Annotated in this window: 7 protein-coding genes; 1 reads left to right on the top strand and 6 read right to left on the bottom strand. The window is 66.6% G+C overall.

Translation table 11 applies throughout. From position 1 onward, the window contains the following. Positions 1-628: 628 nt before the first annotated feature. Positions 629-823, bottom strand: a complete 195-nt coding sequence (locus ACFV4N_RS02570) for a hypothetical protein (protein ID WP_499670732.1) — start codon at positions 821-823, stop codon at positions 629-631. 273 nt (positions 824-1,096) lie between these two features. Between ACFV4N_RS02570 and ACFV4N_RS02575 the strand changes: the two genes are divergently transcribed. Continuing rightward, positions 1,097-1,891 (top strand): hypothetical protein, encoded by a 795-nt coding sequence (locus tag ACFV4N_RS02575; RefSeq protein WP_499670733.1) that lies wholly within the window; start codon positions 1,097-1,099, stop codon positions 1,889-1,891. Between the two features lie 104 nt (positions 1,892-1,995). Here ACFV4N_RS02575 and ACFV4N_RS02580 read toward each other — a convergent pair whose 3' ends face one another. The 5 genes from ACFV4N_RS02580 to ACFV4N_RS02600 all read right to left on the bottom strand — a co-directional run bounded on the left by ACFV4N_RS02580 (position 1,996) and on the right by ACFV4N_RS02600 (position 16,539). Continuing rightward, positions 1,996-7,050 carry a helicase HerA domain-containing protein gene (locus ACFV4N_RS02580; RefSeq protein ID WP_499670734.1) on the bottom strand — a complete coding sequence of 1,685 codons (5,055 nt, stop codon included), beginning with the start codon at positions 7,048-7,050 and terminating at the stop codon, positions 1,996-1,998. Next, on the bottom strand, positions 7,050-8,681 hold the full coding sequence (gene mads7, locus ACFV4N_RS02585) for a methylation-associated defense system protein MAD7 (protein WP_499670735.1): 1,632 nt from the start codon (positions 8,679-8,681) through the stop codon (positions 7,050-7,052). Before mads7 ends, ACFV4N_RS02580 begins: the two co-directional genes overlap by 1 nt. Next, positions 8,678-12,472 carry a protein kinase domain-containing protein gene (locus ACFV4N_RS02590; RefSeq protein WP_499670736.1) on the bottom strand — a complete coding sequence of 1,265 codons (3,795 nt, stop codon included), beginning with the start codon at positions 12,470-12,472 and terminating at the stop codon, positions 8,678-8,680. The genes mads7 and ACFV4N_RS02590 overlap by 4 nt, the downstream gene beginning before the upstream one ends. Then, positions 12,472-14,088: a 3'-5' exonuclease gene (locus ACFV4N_RS02595; RefSeq protein ID WP_499670737.1), complete on the bottom strand. Its 1,617-nt coding sequence runs from the start codon at positions 14,086-14,088 to the stop codon at positions 12,472-12,474. The genes ACFV4N_RS02590 and ACFV4N_RS02595 overlap by 1 nt, the downstream gene beginning before the upstream one ends. A gap of 309 nt (positions 14,089-14,397) precedes the next feature. Beyond that, positions 14,398-16,539: an N-6 DNA methylase gene (locus tag ACFV4N_RS02600; protein WP_499670738.1), complete on the bottom strand. Its 2,142-nt coding sequence runs from the start codon at positions 16,537-16,539 to the stop codon at positions 14,398-14,400. Between the last annotated feature and the right edge of the window lie 61 nt (positions 16,540-16,600).

Consider the following 16,600-nt stretch of genomic DNA (forward strand, 5'->3'; position numbering starts at 1 on the left):
CCTCGCAAATCAGGGCGCGCGGTCCAGGAGAGTCACTAGACCTGGTCCAGCCAGACAATCCGCGTGCCGCCATTATACGTAAGACGCACAAATCGCACCACATCAAAAACTACTCCCAACACCCACCCATCCATGCCAACTGCGGCGAAGTTCAGCCAACAAGCTGAGCCTCACTCTGCCAGCGTGGTCCGACCATTCCCCTGACCAGCGCAAACAGAGAACCCGCACGTCAGCCGGTGCCGTTCACCGCCATTCGAAGCCGTCGCACGTCATTGGGCTCTGCCAGTTGCTCCAGATTTGCTCCACACACGGCAGTGTGAACAGCGCCGACAGGTACTGACCCCAACACCGAAGACATTAAACGGAATGCTCCCACGACGAACGATTGAGGAGAAACCGCCAGTCAGGCGCACGACCGGCCCGCTCGCGCGCACCATCCCCCATGTCCTGAGAGCCACCGCGGGCGGCAACCTCCGCGCTGGCTTCTTCCTCGACGCGTTCCGGCGTGGCTTCTCCACCACAGGTACCCGGCAACAGCTTGACACCGTGGGCCGACTGGGGCCGCTACGCCGAGCTGTTCGACACCGACGCCGACCAGATCACTCTGGCCGCGGCCGCGTAGCGCTCCTCACGGGGCGAGGAACTCGATCATCTTGATGCCGAGGCCAGTGATCGCGGTGAACGCGGTCCCGGCCGAGATAAGGGTGGTCAACGCTGACGCGCCACTGACGTGGAAAAGGCCGCCGATGATCGCCGCGCCGACGACGGCGGCCAGCACGACGATCGCCAGCCAGGTGGTTCGGGATGCCGGTGGGGTGCTCACGGGTTACCTCCTCGGGTGGAGCGCCTCGCGGCGAGGCTCTCTTGGACTGAGCTCCAGACTTCCGGAAGGAAACCGCCAGGTCAAAGGCTATGTCTAGTGCTTGTGCAGCAGTGACTGGTGCTTGCACAGGAGGGTAGCGACGTTAATAGCAGGGACTACCAACCTCTGTGAAGTACTCTTCCTCCGGCTGTGCAGGCAAGGAAAGACAGCCGACCCCCGTGACCCCCGATACCCCCGTTACCCCCGGGTCTCTCCTGTACAAAGGTGTAGGTCATGCCCCGATCCGAAGCGGCGCCGAAGCTCCCCACCGCACTCCAGCGCGAGCGAGGCGTCGAACTCCTGCGTCGGCTAGTGGAAAAATCCAAGCGTCGCGAGCAGGTCCCCTTTGCCAAGACGTTCCTCCGTTCCGCGGAGGAAGGCGGACCACCCCTGGCGCGGCTGATCCAGGGTGGACGAGGCGGCGAGGTCAGGCTGAAGGTGTTCTTGACGATCACCATGGCCGCCACCCGGCACCCGTACGACATGCGCACTCCGCCGACGCCTGGCTACTGGGCCGAGATGCTGGCTGTTGCGGGAGCACAGCCCTCCCGCCGTATGGCCGACGCGCTGCGGTGGCTCGACAAGGAAGGGTTCGTCAAATTGACTCCGCGCAAGGGAGCGCCACCACAGATCACCCTGCTGACACCTCAGGCGCCGGGCGAACCCGGAATCGAGTACAAGCGGCCAGTCGACGCGGGCGAGTGGTACATCAGCCTCCCCCTGGAACTGTGGACGAATGGCTGGATCATCGACCTGCCCGCCACCTCGCTGGCGCTGCTGATGGTCATCCGTGACGTGCAACGTGCCAAGACCCAGTTTTCCTACGTCCCGTCTGGCGAACGTGACCTGTACGGCCTGTCATCCGACACCTGGACCCGCGGCCGCAACGACCTCGAGAGGCGAGGACTACTGGAGGTCAAGCGCGTTCCGCAGGGCGGTGAGTTCGACTACCGCCGGATGCGGAACCTATACCGGGTTCGCCTGGAACGGTTCGGCGATCCGTCCCCGGACGAACACGAGCTTCCCTAGCCATTCAGGCCAATAATAAAACTTTACCCTCTCATACTGCCGAAGACGCAGCGCAAGCACGACGGTCCGCTATCCGGAATAGCTCATTCAGTAGCGGATCAGTGTCAGCTGCGGGACATGAATACCTTCCGTGCCTCGGCGTGTTCGGGCGTGGAGATATATGCCTGTCCGACGGCGAGGTTCTCGAGAGCCGTTGACATGTCCTGCCCCATGCGTCCTCGCAGGAATCCTGCGACCTTGCGACTCTGCGGAAAGTTGCAACGGAAGGCAACCTTCGTGCCAGCGTTGCTCAGCACGTCACGGTGGAAGTCGTCGACGCCCTGGCTCGCAACAACCACGGCAACCCCGTACTTGCGCCCTTCCTTCATGATCTTTGGCAGAGTGACGTCACGGGCTAGCCGGTGGGCTTCATCGAGCACCACTGCCAGGCGCAGCCGGGTGGTCTGACCCCACTGGAACATCTCGCGGTACACCTTCCGGAGGACGAACGCGCCCGCCGCAAGCTGAACCTGTTCCATCTGCTCGTGGACGTCGAGTACTACACCGGTCCTCAGGAGTTCGGCGAAGCTCCGATCACCTGGACGGTCCACAAATAGCCCGAAGTCCGTCAACGGCCGTAGCCGGGCTGCGACGTTACGCCCGCGCCCACCACGCTCCCTCGCGGCAACGGCATCGGCCAGTGCGACCATCGTTGGCAGTCCCGACGGACCAGCCTCAGTCCCGAAACCGTGCTGGCTGTAGAGGTCGCGGACGGCCTCGTAGACGACGTTCTGCTGAATTTCGCCCAGCTCGCAGACGTAACCGATGACCTCCGACAACTCCCACGCGGCCTCGGCGTAGCGGCTATGGTCGCCGTCCCGCAGTTCGAATGGGGAGAGGTCCAGGCCGTCCGAGGCGTTGAGCACAGCGGCACCGCCAGCGGGAGCAGCTGCCATGTCGCCGTGGAAGTCCAGCACAAGGGCAGGCAACCCTTGCTCGGCAAAGGCGTTAAGGACACGTCGGGTGGTGACCGACTTCCCCTGCCCGGGGATACCCAACACGAACATGTGTGGGCTGCCCGAGGTGCTTATGCGCCATCGCACGTCTGCGGCATGCGCGTCCCGTCCGAGGTGGACGTCGACGACTTGCGGGGGCTCGGCTTCCTGGTGTTTGGGTTCAGACACTTGGCGTGGCGTTGGCGAGGGATCTTGGGACTCGCGAACCTCGCCAGATGGTACCTCCGCGCACTGCTCGGAGTCTGCTGGCAAAGGATCAGTCGATGCCACGGGCGGAGCCGACCGCGGCGCGTCCTGGTCGCTACTTCCTTCGCTGCTGGTCGACCAGGTTGCCGGGAGCGAAGACTGCCGCAGATCGGGCTCCGCCCCCGGCTGAGGTGTGCCGCTCCCACTATCCGCAAGCTCACCATCACCGTCCGAGTGTCGTCCGGCACTGCTCGGCTCGGGCTCGGCACCGGAGTCCTGCCGAGCCGACGGCCCGACCGGAGCGAGTCCCGCCGAGTCGAGGTCGGCTGCGGTGAGGATGTTGATCCGGACTCCACGGTGCTCGCGCGGCAACCCGGCGGTGTCGCCGAGGCTGACTACGTAGCCGGTCTTACTGATCTCCGGGACGATCGCGCCGTCCTCCATTCGCTCGAGGAGCCGCTCCAGGTCGGCGCGACGCCCGGAGTCGAGCAAACCCGTGGCCTGTGCCCGGTAGGCGTGGTGGCGCAGGATTCCCACCAGGCGCGCCCGCTGCAGCTCGGCGTCGATGCGAGGGGGGTCCGTCCGGAAGAAGGTGTCGCTCAGCATTGCGACGGTTGATTCCAGCTGGTCGACGATCTCGTCGGCCAGTGCGGTCGGCAGCGCGGCCGCTCGACGTGACTTGACCTCGACGCACTCCATCCGCAACGTCCGAGCCGTGGCTCGGACGAGGATCACGTCACATCGCCTGATCCCGGCATCCCCGCCCGTGTCCCCGAAGACGTCTTGGTGGGCGTCGACGGGTACCACGATCGTGTCCCTCAGCTCCCCTTTGGAACGCAAGGAGGCGATCAGTGCGGCGAGGCTGACGGCCTCTGTCGCCAAGGTGGACCGGCCTACGAGCCGCAGGGCCAGTCGTCCGGACACGACCTGTAGGTGTCCGAGGATGTCCCGCACCGACTCGTCGACGGCGGCGAGATTCAGCTCGGTCATCGCATCGGCGAGCAAGCGGTGAACTTCGTTGCGGTGGGAGGTGGTGACAGTCAGGCGTGGACCGAGCCCTTCCAGAAAGTCGGGGGCGTAGTCGAGAATGTACGGCTGGTCCGAGCGTCCGTCATCGGACGGTGCGGTGTACAGGTCGATGCCCAGGTGCCGGTCGAGCGTGAGCACCCAGTCCGCACGCTGGTGGGCCGATCGCAGCGCGGCGAGCTCCTCGGTGCCGAGTGCGGCGGTGAGCGCGATGCTCCCCTCACCTAACCCGAGCGCGGCCGCTAGTGCGGTTCCGTACGCACGGTGCGCGTCGACGGCGTCGGCGGCGCCCACACGACCTTGTGGCCGGAGCGCTGGTGAGGTTTGCCAGGCAACTAGTCCGTCGGCCGCGACGCGCCGGTTGGACGCGGGAGTGAGCAGGTTACGAAACGATGTGGCTACGTCCGGGTTGTCCGTCTGGCCTCCGACATCGACCAACGCGAGGTCGGCGACGACGGCGAGGTGCGCAGCGGAGGATTCCGTCGCGAGTTCGTCGTGTGATCGCACACTGATGCCCAGCGGCGGCGTCAAGTAGGACCGAGCGCCTTGCACCTGCCGGGCTGCCACCTCACCCTGTAGATCGGTGAGTGCGGGTAGAGGGTCGGTCAGTGAGCGTCGACGGCAGTATCCGACTACCTCGATGCGCGGCGGTGCCGGCGCGACGTCGCCGTCTTCATCATCAAGCCGACCCAGCACCGAGGATGTCAGCGCGTCGGCGAGCAACTCGCCCGACCCCGGGTTGAACGCGAGGACCCGGAGGGACGTCTGGCCGGGGTGCACCCGCTGGTAGGCGTCAACGCGCTCGGCGACGACCGACGGTGGCACGTCGGACGGGACATCACCGCGTCCGAGGCCGAGAACGTCGAACACCGCCTGCACAGCCGCGCCGGGTTCGGCTTCGCGAGGGTTGAGGTAGATGCCGGTGCCGAGCGTAGCCTCTCGGGTATAGACATACGGCAGTCGGTCGTCGATACCGGGGACGACGAATGGCAGGTTGGCGGGCGTCACGCGGCGCACGAGCGTGCCGTCGACCGATCGACGACGCTCGGCCTTCGTGCGGCCGGCTCCGGAGAGCTCCACAGCCCATTGCCCCAACGTCTCGTCGTAGCCAGCGAACCAGGACAAGCGCATCGGGTGCAGGGGCAGGGTGAGCACTGCCGCGATGGGATCGTGCCCGGCCGTGTCAATGCTCAACATCACTGTGTCGAGGGTCAACAACGCCATGCGGGTCTGCTCGTCGACCGCCGCATCGAGCGCCCTGCGGAAGCTCTGGCAGTAGCTGGCGACGTCCTCCCGCAGCTCGCGGTCCCAGTCGAGGGTCTCGACGATGTCGCGCGGCGAGCGGTTTGCGAGGCCGGTGAGCAGGCGGCGCCTGCGCTCGGCGAGTGCGGGCGGGAGCGCACCGGGAATCGGCGTGATTTCACGCGTGTGGATGACTTCCCCCAGCCGGCCGGTCGCCTTCCAGGCGACCGCTCGACCTGGATCCTCGAATAGCAGCCGCTGTAGCCCGACCAGCGCGGGGCTGAGCGTGAGTAGTGCTGTGCGCCGTCCGCCCAGACGCACCGAGAAGGTCGAGCCACTCGCGTCCCAGCTCGGTGTGTCGCATCGCAGGTCGTCCTGAGCGTCCAGTGCCGCATCGAGCCGGGCTTGGACCAGCGATGGTGTGGATGCCCGGCGGCCGGCGGCCGTGATCGGCTCGGCTTCCCAGTGCACCGTGAATTCCTGGCTCTCGTCCATGGCCTCACTGCTGTCGGTAAGGAGGACGGTCTGCCCGGCGGAGTCCAGAGCGGTCAGGCGGACGGTCAGCAGCGCGCCCTGGGCCAGGTCCTCCTCGGCAAGCTCGAAGCGTACGGTGGCCTGTCGCTTGTCGCCCTTGACCGACTGCTTCGCGAACGGCTCGGTGTCGAGATCGCGGAGGTCTACAGGTGGGAGGACTTCAAGCAACCAGCGGTCGATGCCATCGGTCTGTCGAGGTTCGGTCTTCCACGTCAGCTTTACCGTTGCCGGGCGGTCCGGACCGGTCTCGGCATATGGCGGACTTCCCGCAACCCCTTGCCGCAGCTGTGTGCCGGGGCGCAGCGTTCCGTCCTCCTTGAGGAACGTGTCCACCCGCAGTTGGTCGACGTCGACGGTACGCCGCACGGCCAGCGGCCACCGCTCGAAGGTGGGGACCTCCGGCGATCCGATGAGCGCCGATGCCCATGCAGGTGTGTCGGATAGGTCTACTCCCGGCCTGGAGAGATAGCGGGTGATCCGGTCCCGCTCGTCGCCTTCCTCAAGCCCGGCCGAGGTAAGCCTGTCGGTCACTGGGGCGACCGCGCGCACCGGACGGGAGATCGCCCTGACGCATCGAACGTTGCGGCCGAGCCGGTCTAGCAAGGCGGCGCCGCCGAGATCGGGCACGAGCCCGATCATCCAAAGCTTCATGCCGACTGTGTCCCAGCTCGGGTCAGCCATCACCGCGGCGACGTAGCGGGCCCATGCCTCGACCGGGCGGGAGCGGCCGAGCTCGCGGCCGACCCGCGTCACGGCGGAACGCAATTCATGGTCCTCGACTTCGCGGACGAGGGCCTCCCCTGCGTCGCGCAGCAGTGCCGCGATGTCGAGGCGCTCGAAGCTGTTGTCCAGCGAACTCGCGGCCGACCCGTTGCCGACCGGCACCAGCAGCACGAGCAGGCGTTCCTTGCGGTTGCGCATCTCGACGGCGCGCTCGGCTGGAATGGAGGTTGCTCCGTCCGCGTCCTCCGGTAGATCGACAAGCACGTACACGTTCGCCGTCTCTGCCGGCAACTTCGTGCGCAGGGCGATGACCAGGGCGTGACCGTCCTGAGGACGGATGCTGTCGATGCGCACGCAATGGCCGGGCCGTCGATCGACGAGCCGGCTCGCGAGTTGGGCGGCGACCGTGTGGATGACCTGTGCGGGCAGGCCGGTGGCTGAGGCGTCGGGCATCAGGAGTCTCCGAGAGGGTGACGGACGCGCTGCACGGAAAAGTCGTCGGACAGGCTGTCGAAGCAGCCGAGCAGCTGCAGGCGCCGCTTGAAGGCCTCGAGGTTGGCCGTGGCGGCGGCGCGGGCTTCCGCGCCGTCGAGGAATGCGGGCGGCCGGTCGATGAGGATGCCGAACCTGTCACGCAAGGCGTCGAGAAGCTCGCGCAGCGACATCGTGGGCCGGTAGTTTGCCCCGTCTGCCCGGACGAACACCGCGAGCAGCAGCGCGGTGAGCAGCTCGTCGCTCGGGGCGTAGCGCCACGACCTGCGGCTGCGGAGCGTGCCGTCGAGCAGGCCATAGGGCTTCGCCAACCCGCCGACCGAGCGGAACCACATCACGGCGTTCGTCGTCGCTTTGTTCAGGTTGACGTATTCGAGGATGTTCAGGAGCTTATCCAGTTCAGTGTCGCTGCCGCCCTGAGTCCGGCCGAGGAACTCCCGTTCGAGTTCGGTGGCGTCGGGCCCAGGCTCGGCGACAATGTCATCAACCCGCCCTCCGGCGTAGTTCTCCACGCTGCGGTGCTCGCGCAACGACGCGAGCTGCTCAAGCTGCTCGGGTCGGCGCAGGGTCGTGCGGCGTTCCCGCTCCGCGGTCATCCGCGTCAGCGCGTTCTCCACCACGACGAACGTCATGCGATCGCGGAATGCCAGTCGTACGCGGTCGAGATCGCGTTCGACGCAGCGGCGGGTGAGCTTGTCCGATTCGCTTCCGATGTCCCCGGTGAAGTCGCAGTACAACTCCAGGGCGCTGGGTGGTGCGTCGTCACGCATGTCGGGCGGCAGAACTCCAGTCCGCAACAGCTCCCGGGCCGCCGCGTCGGCCCGCAGCGTGAAGCTGAAGGCGCTCAACGCCATTAGCGCGGCGAAGCTCGACATCAGTGCCTGGGTGGGCAACCGGTCGCCGTAGGCCCGGATGTGCGAGAGGAGAGTGGCACCGATTCCGGCTGACACACCGGGGAGCGGGCTGTCTGCGGACACCTCGTCCACCGATCGCGCTCCCTTTGTTTCGAAACCTTGGACGAATCGGAATTCAAGAAGCGCGCTGATATCGAGTTGCGCGGCGTCGGCAAGTTGCGGCTCCCACTCCGGTGCCGGGCCGATCGCAAGGCCACGGCCGACCATGGTGGCGACGAGCGTACGGAGATCGGCCCGCTCCGCAGCAGATCCCCGGTTTCTCATTTCCGCGAGGAGCAGGAAGTACACGAAGTCGGCCACACCGCGCTGCCGGACCCGCTGGATCGGCAGGCCCGCTCGGTATGCGGCCAGGGTGAGAGGGGCAACGGCGACCATCTGCTCCCCTCTGTGGCTGCGTCCGACCACGCCCATTTCGACTACACACGACCGCAGCCAGCCGTCGAGCAGCGCCTGGTCGTCCGCGTCGTCGAAGCCGACGACGAAGCCGCTGGACAGCAGCCGGTCGCGGTATCCTGCGAAGTCGTCGGCCTTGGTCAGTGACGGGCTGGACCGGCCTCCCTTGACGCACAGCTCGAACAGATGGGGCAACACTCGGTCGGTGTCGACATCGAGCAGGGAGAACACTGTGAGATCGCGGTACTGGTAGGTCTTCAACGGCTTGGGCAGGTTAATGGTCATCGCGCCTCCCGGACGATCCGGTCGTCCTGGACCGACGCCCGGACAGCACGACCGGAACCGTCCACGATCCGGACGCTGGTGGCCGGTTGGAGTCGCAGCCGGTCGCCGAAGCCCTGCACCTCGCGGCGCAGCGAGGCTGAAGCGGTGTCGCCCAGGATCTCCCCCGCGTTCGCACGCAGGAGCAGCTCCGCAGTGTCGAGTGTGACCCGCAGCCGAGCGGCGGACGGCACGTGCCGCAGCACGAGTTGGTCGGGAAACGACTCGACGTAGGCCGACGGAACGGTCTCGGTTCGCAGCTCGAATTCCCCGGCGCGCAACTCCTTCACCACGACGATTGCCCGCACCGCCGGATCGTCGAATGTGCGCTCGCGCAGGGCGAGATGCGGATCCTCGTAGCCGACATAGGCCAACACCCTCGAAATGCCCCGCAGCAGGTGCGGGAGCGCCTGACCCGGATCGCTCAGCGCCTCGATGTACTCCAGCAAGTACCGGTAGCTGCGCACCTCGTGCTTCGCGTTGGCGGCGGTCCACTCGCCGAAGAACAACCGGCGTTTGAGGTCGGCCATCATCGCGTGATCGACGGACGTGAGATCAGGCACCAGACGCGGAATCGCGCGGGCCGCCCGCGCGACCCCCGGCGCCGTCAGGCCCGCCGGGTCCAGTTCGGACCACTCTTGCACCAGGTAGTCCCCACTGCCGGCGGCGAACGCCAGATCGGGAGCACGTCGGTCGGAGCCGGCCCCAGGGTCCTGCCCCTGCTCGTGTTCGCGGTGTACGTCGTCGCACGAGCGGTCTCCGGTGATCAGCCAACCGAAGGCGGACCGGACGTCGCGGACCGTTGCTCGCCGCCGGCGGCGCAGGTGACTGGTGAGCAGCAGCTCGGAGACCGCTTTACCGGCACCCTCGGTGCGCAGAAGTTCGGCGTTGCCCCGCATTGGGCAGACGGCCTGGGCGACGCAGCGTTCGCACACCGACCACTTGTCCGGGTCCGTCAGCATCGCGAGGATGGTGCGGCCCAATCCGCGACCCGAGCCTTCCGGCAGCGCGAGCGCACGGCGCTTGAGGTCGACGAGCACGATGCGGGCTCCAGACGGCGCGAGCGTGTCACGCTGTCGCCGAACCTGCTCCGCGACCTCGGGGTAGCGGTCCTCGTGATCGGTGAAGAACTGCTCGATACGCCCGTCGTTGGCGGCGAGCAGAACGGTACGTCGCACCGGGTCCTCTCCCGCGCCGGGATCGAGGGCCCTACACAGCAGTGCATCCGAGGAGAGCTCGCCGTGGGACTCCGACGCGTCGTACACGGCGACGAACGTGTGGCCGTCGAGCGTCTTGCGCCACCCTGCAGCGTCCACCGAGCCGGTAGCACCGGCCTTATCCAGCGCATCCCCGACCTGCACGAGGAACGAGGTCTTCCCGTCACCCGGGTTGCCGCTGAGCACGACGACGTCCAGCTCACCTCTCAGAATCGCCGGCAGCAGGTCGGTGTCCAGCAGTGTCGGAGCATAGGTCTGCTGCGCGAACGCGTCGTCAAGGCCGCGATTGCCGGCGTTGCCCACGATGCTGTGCCGGTAGAGGCCGCGCAAAGCCGCCACCGTCGGGTTGATTTCCCGGCCGCCTGGTGCCTGCTCGGTGTCCCGGGCGCGCTGCACTCGGTCGGCGAATGCCGCCGCGTCGCCAGGTCGATCACCGGGTTCGTATGCGACGGCCTCGTAAAGCGCCGCGAGCAGCGCGCGACCGTAGCGGGCCTCGTCGTCCGCGGTGGGCCCCACTAACGTCCCGCGTTCCTCCACACCAGGTCCCGCGTACGGGTATCGTCCCAGCACCGCGGTGAGCACCGACGCCGACGCACTGTAGATGTCGGCCGACGGCGACCACAGCCGCTTGGTCCACACCTCCGGTGCCGTGAACGGAGGCGAGCCGACGGCGGACTGTGCCGCGTCGCTATGAACGGCCAGCCCGAAGTCGATCAGTACGGCTCGTCCGTCCTCCCCGACGACGATGTTCTTCGGGCTGACGTCGCGGTGGTAGATGCCCTGCTGATGCGCGTCCGCCAGCCCGCGCAGGACGTCGACGGCGATCCGTCTGACCTGGTCGGGTTCGAGGCGCCGATCGGTCCGGTGCAGGTCTGCCGCAAGTTCGTGCAAGGTCTGTCCGGGGACGTACTGCTGCACCAACACTCCCGGCTCGGGTTGAGGAAGCAGGAGGTACACGCGGGCGCAGTGATGACTGCGCAGCGCATCGGCGTGGTGGAACTCGTTCTTTGCCTGCTCGTAGGTCACACGGCCCGGCCGAAGGTGCTTCAGCGTTCGGTACTTGTCCATTTGCTCGTCGAGAGCGAGCCAGGTGACCGCCCATGACCCCTCACCGAGCTGGCGGTGGACCCGGTACTGGCCGCCGATCAGCGCTCCGGGGGCGATGGCCACGGCTGGCTCGAGCGCCTCGGGGCGACGGACGGTCGCGGTGGCGGCGTCGATCGCGTCCAGCCGCCGGGTGTACACGGGCTCGAGACACCGTGCGAGTGTCGGCCCCACGTCTGGGTAGGCGACGGCGCGCTGCCTCGCAAGATCGTGGTCGGGCTGGTCGGTCGCGTCACCGTACAGCCATTGCACGAGACATAGGGCTAGGCTGTAGACATCGTCGCGGGGCTGGAAGAACTCCAGTGTGCAACCGGATGGGCGGAATGCCACTGACCGGTGTTCGTCATCGAGCGCGGGGGCGATTGTCACCGCTTCGGGCAACCGCGCCCGGCTGAAGTCGCGGAACCGCACGCGGTTCTCAGGTGTTACCTCGACGCTGCGCAACTGCAGCGCCCGGTGCATGATCCCCTCCGCGTGCACGGCGGCGAGCGCCTCGAACGCGTCGTGTACCACCGCCACACCGATTTCGGACGGCACCCGGCCAAGGCTGTCGTGGGCGGGCCGGCTCATCGCCGCGAGTTTGCCGAGGCTGGTGCCGTCCATCGCAACGGCGATCGGCGTGACGCGATAGCCCTCCCAGTCGAACCAGTCCTGCACGCGCCACGTGCGATCCTTCACGGCCAGAGTCGCAAGCGCGTCGTGTTCCCGGGTAGCGAGAATGCGAGCTTGGTCGGGGTTAGGCGCCGAATCGACGGGCACCGCGAAGAGGCCAAAGAGCTGCCCGGCGGAATTCACCGCCGGGAACACCAGGGTGTGGCCCTCGCGGTGCGGCTTGTCGAGCACCCGGTACTGGAAGATCTGCCGCGGGTGCTCGGCGGACGGGCGCGGACCCAGCCCGAGCAGGTAGCTCATCAGACGTTGCCGAAGTGGGGCCATCGCCGGGCCGAGCGCCGAGTCGAGGCCGACAAGCACGCCTGCCGTATCGGCGAGGCGCAACACGACGTTCGCACCGAGCTCACCGGCACCCTCGACAGTCAGCGTGTCGTGCGACAGGACAACGTGTGGTGACACTGGCCGTAACCCGCGAGGCAACTGCTTTTGCGCCTGTGCCCATCCGTCGACCTTGGTCTTGAGCCGTCCGGCCAGCACCCTGGCGGCGTGTGAGGACTGATTGGCAGGGTTGGGACGCTGCTGCCCGTTGACGAACCATGCGACCTCGCCGGCGACAACGTACGGGCCCCAAGCCTTCTCCTCGCACACGTACACGCCGTGCGGCCCGACCACAACGAGGTCGAGATCGACGGCGCCGTTCGTGGCGGGGACCTGCCGCCCAGCGACGACATCCCAACCGGTGGGTAGATCGGCCGCCAGCCGCTCGGCCGTCTTCTGCTCCCCCGGGCCGTGCCAGTCCCCCAGGACGTGCAGGTGCGCCATCAGCTTTCCTCGTAGTCGTCGGGCCAGATCCAGCGACGGACATCGTCGCCGAGCTCAATGAGCCGTTCCAGGTGCGCGTTCGCGCGGGTGTAGGTGATCAGCAGCTGGTCCTTGGCGCGTGTCGCCCCGACGAAGCCGACCCGTTCCTGCTGACGGGTTCGGTCATCGACGCTCACCGGAAGCGCCTCCAGACCGAACAGGACCACGACGGGAAATTCGTGTCCCTTGCCGGAGTGCACAGTGAGCAGCTTCACCGTCGGAGCGGACGGGTCGAACGTGTCGGCATTCGCGCGATCGACCAACTCGTATGGAACCTGACGGGTGTTCAACGCGTTCTGCAGTCTCCGCAGTGTCCCGGCTCGCTTCGTCACGAGGATCGCGATGTCGTGGGGCTCCCGTAGCCCGTCGGTAATCATCGCGTGCACCTCGGCGGCCACGCAGGCTGCCTGCTCGTCCCAGGAACTCGCCCAAACCAGGTCTACTGGCTCGCCGTCCATCGCCCATTCGAGCCCGTGCAGCGAAGCGGTCGGTGTCAACGCCCCGGCGACCCGCAGGATCGGACGTGTGCTGCGGTAAGGCCGCATGAGGGTGTGGCGCACAACGTTGCGCTCGCACAGTACCTCGTTAAGGTCGAACTCGCGGTAGAGACTCTGCGCCGCGTCCCCCACGATCAGGGCGCCGCCGCGACCGGGGCGCACGGTATCGAGAAGTAACTCCAGCCAGGCCGGGTCGAAGTCCTGTGCCTCATCGACTAGCAGCGCGTCAACGGTGCGCGGAATGCCCTGGCTCCGGGCCCTCGCTAACTCCTCGGCCGCCGGCTCGCCGCCTTCGAAGTTGATCCGCAACCCGAGCGAGTGCGCGAACCGCCCTGCCGTCGCGACGGTGACCGAGGGCAAGCCGACCAGGCTCGCTACGTATGGCACAAGCGCACGGTTGTACATCACCACCGCCACATGCCAGTCGGGATGGTGTGCGGCGAGGTGACGGGCACGGGCAGCGAGCAAGAGGGTTTTGCCACTGCCCGGCGGGCCGGTGACTACCGCGATGTCGTCAACCGGTGCCAGCGCTGCGGCGGCCTGCGCCCCGTCAAGCTGGATCCGGGCGTCTGTGCGAGAGGAGGACCCCGGATCAGCGGTGGTCGTCCGCCCGTGACGGGTGAACACGACGGACGGCGCGAGCTGCTCGACGACTGCGCGGAATGCCACCTCATCGAGGGGGCGCGCCGGGAGGCGGTCCGGCCACGCCGGGTCATCGAAGTCGGAGCCGGTGAGCACCAGGCTGCCCGGTGCCGTGCTCACCGAACGCCCTGTCACCGCGCCCAGGACCACGGCAGCGCCGACACCGGTGGCCGCGAGGTCGCCGAGTGCATCGCGCAGCTCGGCACGCTTGCGGTTGAGCCGAACAAACGGTGCTCGATCCTCGGCCGAATACCCATGCGGCTCCACCTCGATCGCGTACAGCCCGACCCGGCGGTCGACAAGCACCAGGTCGGGCCGGTCTGGGCCGTCCGCAGCAAGAAGCAGCGCGTCCTGACGGCCTCGGAGGGAGCTGACCGCGCGGCGTAACAGGTCTTCGGCAGCCGACCCGTCACCTCGCACCCACGACGGCGCAGACACTGTCAAAGCCCTCCCTCAAGCGATTCACGACCTAACTTTGATCGCTAACTAGAACCATCCCGTTACGGGCCCCATACCTCCTGGTCAGACTGCTGTGAGACGCCTCGTGTAAGCGGGAATTCCTGGCCATGGACGGGATCGGAGACCTTGTGCTCGTGTCCACCCCATCTGACCAGCAGCCATGGCGTTCTTCGGGTGGGACGTCCGCCGATCAGGCCGCGCGTCCGTCCCGGCAGACATTCGTCACCGAGTGGCCCCAGGCCTGCGCAGCCAACCGCTCGGACAATCGCTCGCCTCGCAAGTTGCAACTTATTGCGAACCATTAAGGATCGACGAGAAAGGCGGTGCATTTTCTTCTACGGCCACGCTCAAGGTGGCCGAAATGGCATCAGCAGAGTTGCGAGCCAGTTCGCAACCAATGTCGTGCGCGGTGCGCATGGATCGCACAAAGTCGGCAATTCGACGGAATTCCGCGCCATACTCCTGCTGTTGCTCGAGAGGCAGGAGGAATATTCGGACCCGACGCGGGTCGATGCGACTGCCAACTGCTGCCGAGCTCGTCACCGAGCGGGCTTGACGACTCCCTTCACCACTGGACAGACAGCCAGCCAAGTACCAGGGGTCCAAGATGTTGACATCAGTGCGGACAAGATAGATGCCGACATCGAGGTGGGCACCGGCGTCATCTTCCGTTGCCACTCTTGCAATGGACGTTTTGGCGAACATCGGCACGAGAATGTCGTCTACCCGAATCGGGGGGTTTTCGAGGATATCATCGGGCAGAGGGCCGGTCCGCGAGGGCGCGCGCCCAAGGAGAATGTCCTGACTTGTGAGGTAGCGGACGAGGCCCGCATTCGCATCTCCGGCGATCAGATGCGGGCCGGTCGACAAAGGACGACGCAGCAAAACGACGCCGGATTTCGTCAACTCGTTCAGCGTCACAGTGCGCGCGCCCGCCAGTTCGGGAACAGGAAAGCGTGGCATCGAAGGGACCGCTCGCGTCAGACTACGCAGCGCGTCCTCGAAGGCAGCGCGTGTCGAGTTCAACGCTGTCGCCGATGTGGCCTGGCGCACCGGTCGTGGCAGATGGCGGCGCGGAGTCAGGTCGCACTCATCGTCCAACAGTGTCACAATTGGAACGGCTCTGGCGACTTCGGGACGTTCAGCGAACTTGTCCGGCGCCGAGGTGAACTCTGACCAGATGTCAGTGACCAAGGCGCGGATCTCTTCTCCTTGTTCTGATGCGCCTCTGTAGTCCTTCACAACCTCGCCCACGTCGACCAGCAGCAGCGGGTAGGGCATCGACGCTCCAGGAAGCGGTCGCTGCAACACCCAAATTTGAAGTGGAAGCGAGTAGTGGGCAGCGAATCCGGGCGGCAGTGAGATCACCGCCCTCAACGCCCCTCGCTTCAGTAGCTCCGCACGAATACGCCGTCCAGAACGTCGAAATGCTGCGCCGGGCGGAAGCAGCATCACGACCGGCGCACCAGCCGCGGCATGGGACAGCGCTCGTTGAACCCAAGCGAGTTCCGACTCCGTGCGAGGCGGCAGGCCGTACTCCCAGTCGACCTCGTCCTGCAGTTCTTCGTAAACCCAATTCCGCTCCGCGAAAGGCGGGTGGCTGAAAACCGCCGCCGCTTTCCCACGTGAAAACACCGGATCCAACAGCGAATCGTTCGCGTGAACGTCGAATGAGACTACATCGTTCGCCGGATCCGCATTGCGAAACGCCAGGCGGAGTGCCGCGACCAGTGCTGTCGAGGGGTTCACATCCTGCCCTTGCACCCTTCGACACCCGTGCTCGACAGCGGACAGGAGAAAAGTGCCGCTCCCGCATGCGGGATCGACCACGGTACCCGTGATGTCTCCGGCCAAGGTCACCATGAGGTCGGCGACTTCCCAAGGAGTGGTGGCGAAGCCAACCCGAGCTCCTTGCTCCAGAAATCGATCACAGATCTGATTGAAGGTGGCCGCGGCCCCGTCGACGGCTGCTGCGGCAGCGGCTGCCGTGAGCAGGCTGAGGTGACGCGCTCCCAGGTCGTATTGAACCGAAAGGAGCAGTTCCCCCAAGCCCCCCGCATCGGCTCCGGGGGCCTCGGCGAAGGTGTGCTCCGCATGCTCGACAAGACGTGCGAAGTCGGCTTTGTCTTCGGGTATCTCCCGGTCCGGGCATTGATGCAACTGGAACAACAGGAGCCCGACCAGGGCAAGGGCAGCTTCGCTCGGCATGACGTCGCGTGCGGACTCGAACGCCTGCCAGAGCCTCTCGGCAGCAGCGATCCCGCCGACCTTGCCCTGCTTGGTGAGCCATGCTTCGACTTCGGCGAGGTCGAAGCGCGGACTGCGGTCCGTACCACCGACCGGACGCGGGAAGTCACCATGCCGCTTGCGCCAGTTACTGACAGCAGTTGGCTTCACATCGGCGATGCGAGCGATGTCCGCAGCGGTCACCTCGACCCCTCGCGTTGCCATGCCGCATCTCCCATCGAGTCGTCTACGTGCAGAAACACCA

Source organism: Actinosynnema sp. NPDC059797, from assembly GCF_042732085.1.
Lineage (GTDB): Bacteria > Actinomycetota > Actinomycetes > Mycobacteriales > Pseudonocardiaceae > Actinosynnema.

Bases quoted from the DNA above. Each gene is read 5' to 3' on its own strand.
- ACFV4N_RS02575 (WP_499670733.1), top strand. From the start codon at position 1,097: ATGCCCCGATCCGAAGCGGCGCCGAAGCTCCCCACCGCACTCCAGCGC.
- ACFV4N_RS02580 (WP_499670734.1), bottom strand. From the start codon at position 7,050: ATGCCCGACGCCTCAGCCACCGGCCTGCCCGCACAGGTCATCCACACG.
- ACFV4N_RS02590 (WP_499670736.1), bottom strand. From the start codon at position 12,472: ATGGCGCACCTGCACGTCCTGGGGGACTGGCACGGCCCGGGGGAGCAG.
- mads7 (WP_499670735.1), bottom strand. From the start codon at position 8,681: ATGACCATTAACCTGCCCAAGCCGTTGAAGACCTACCAGTACCGCGAT.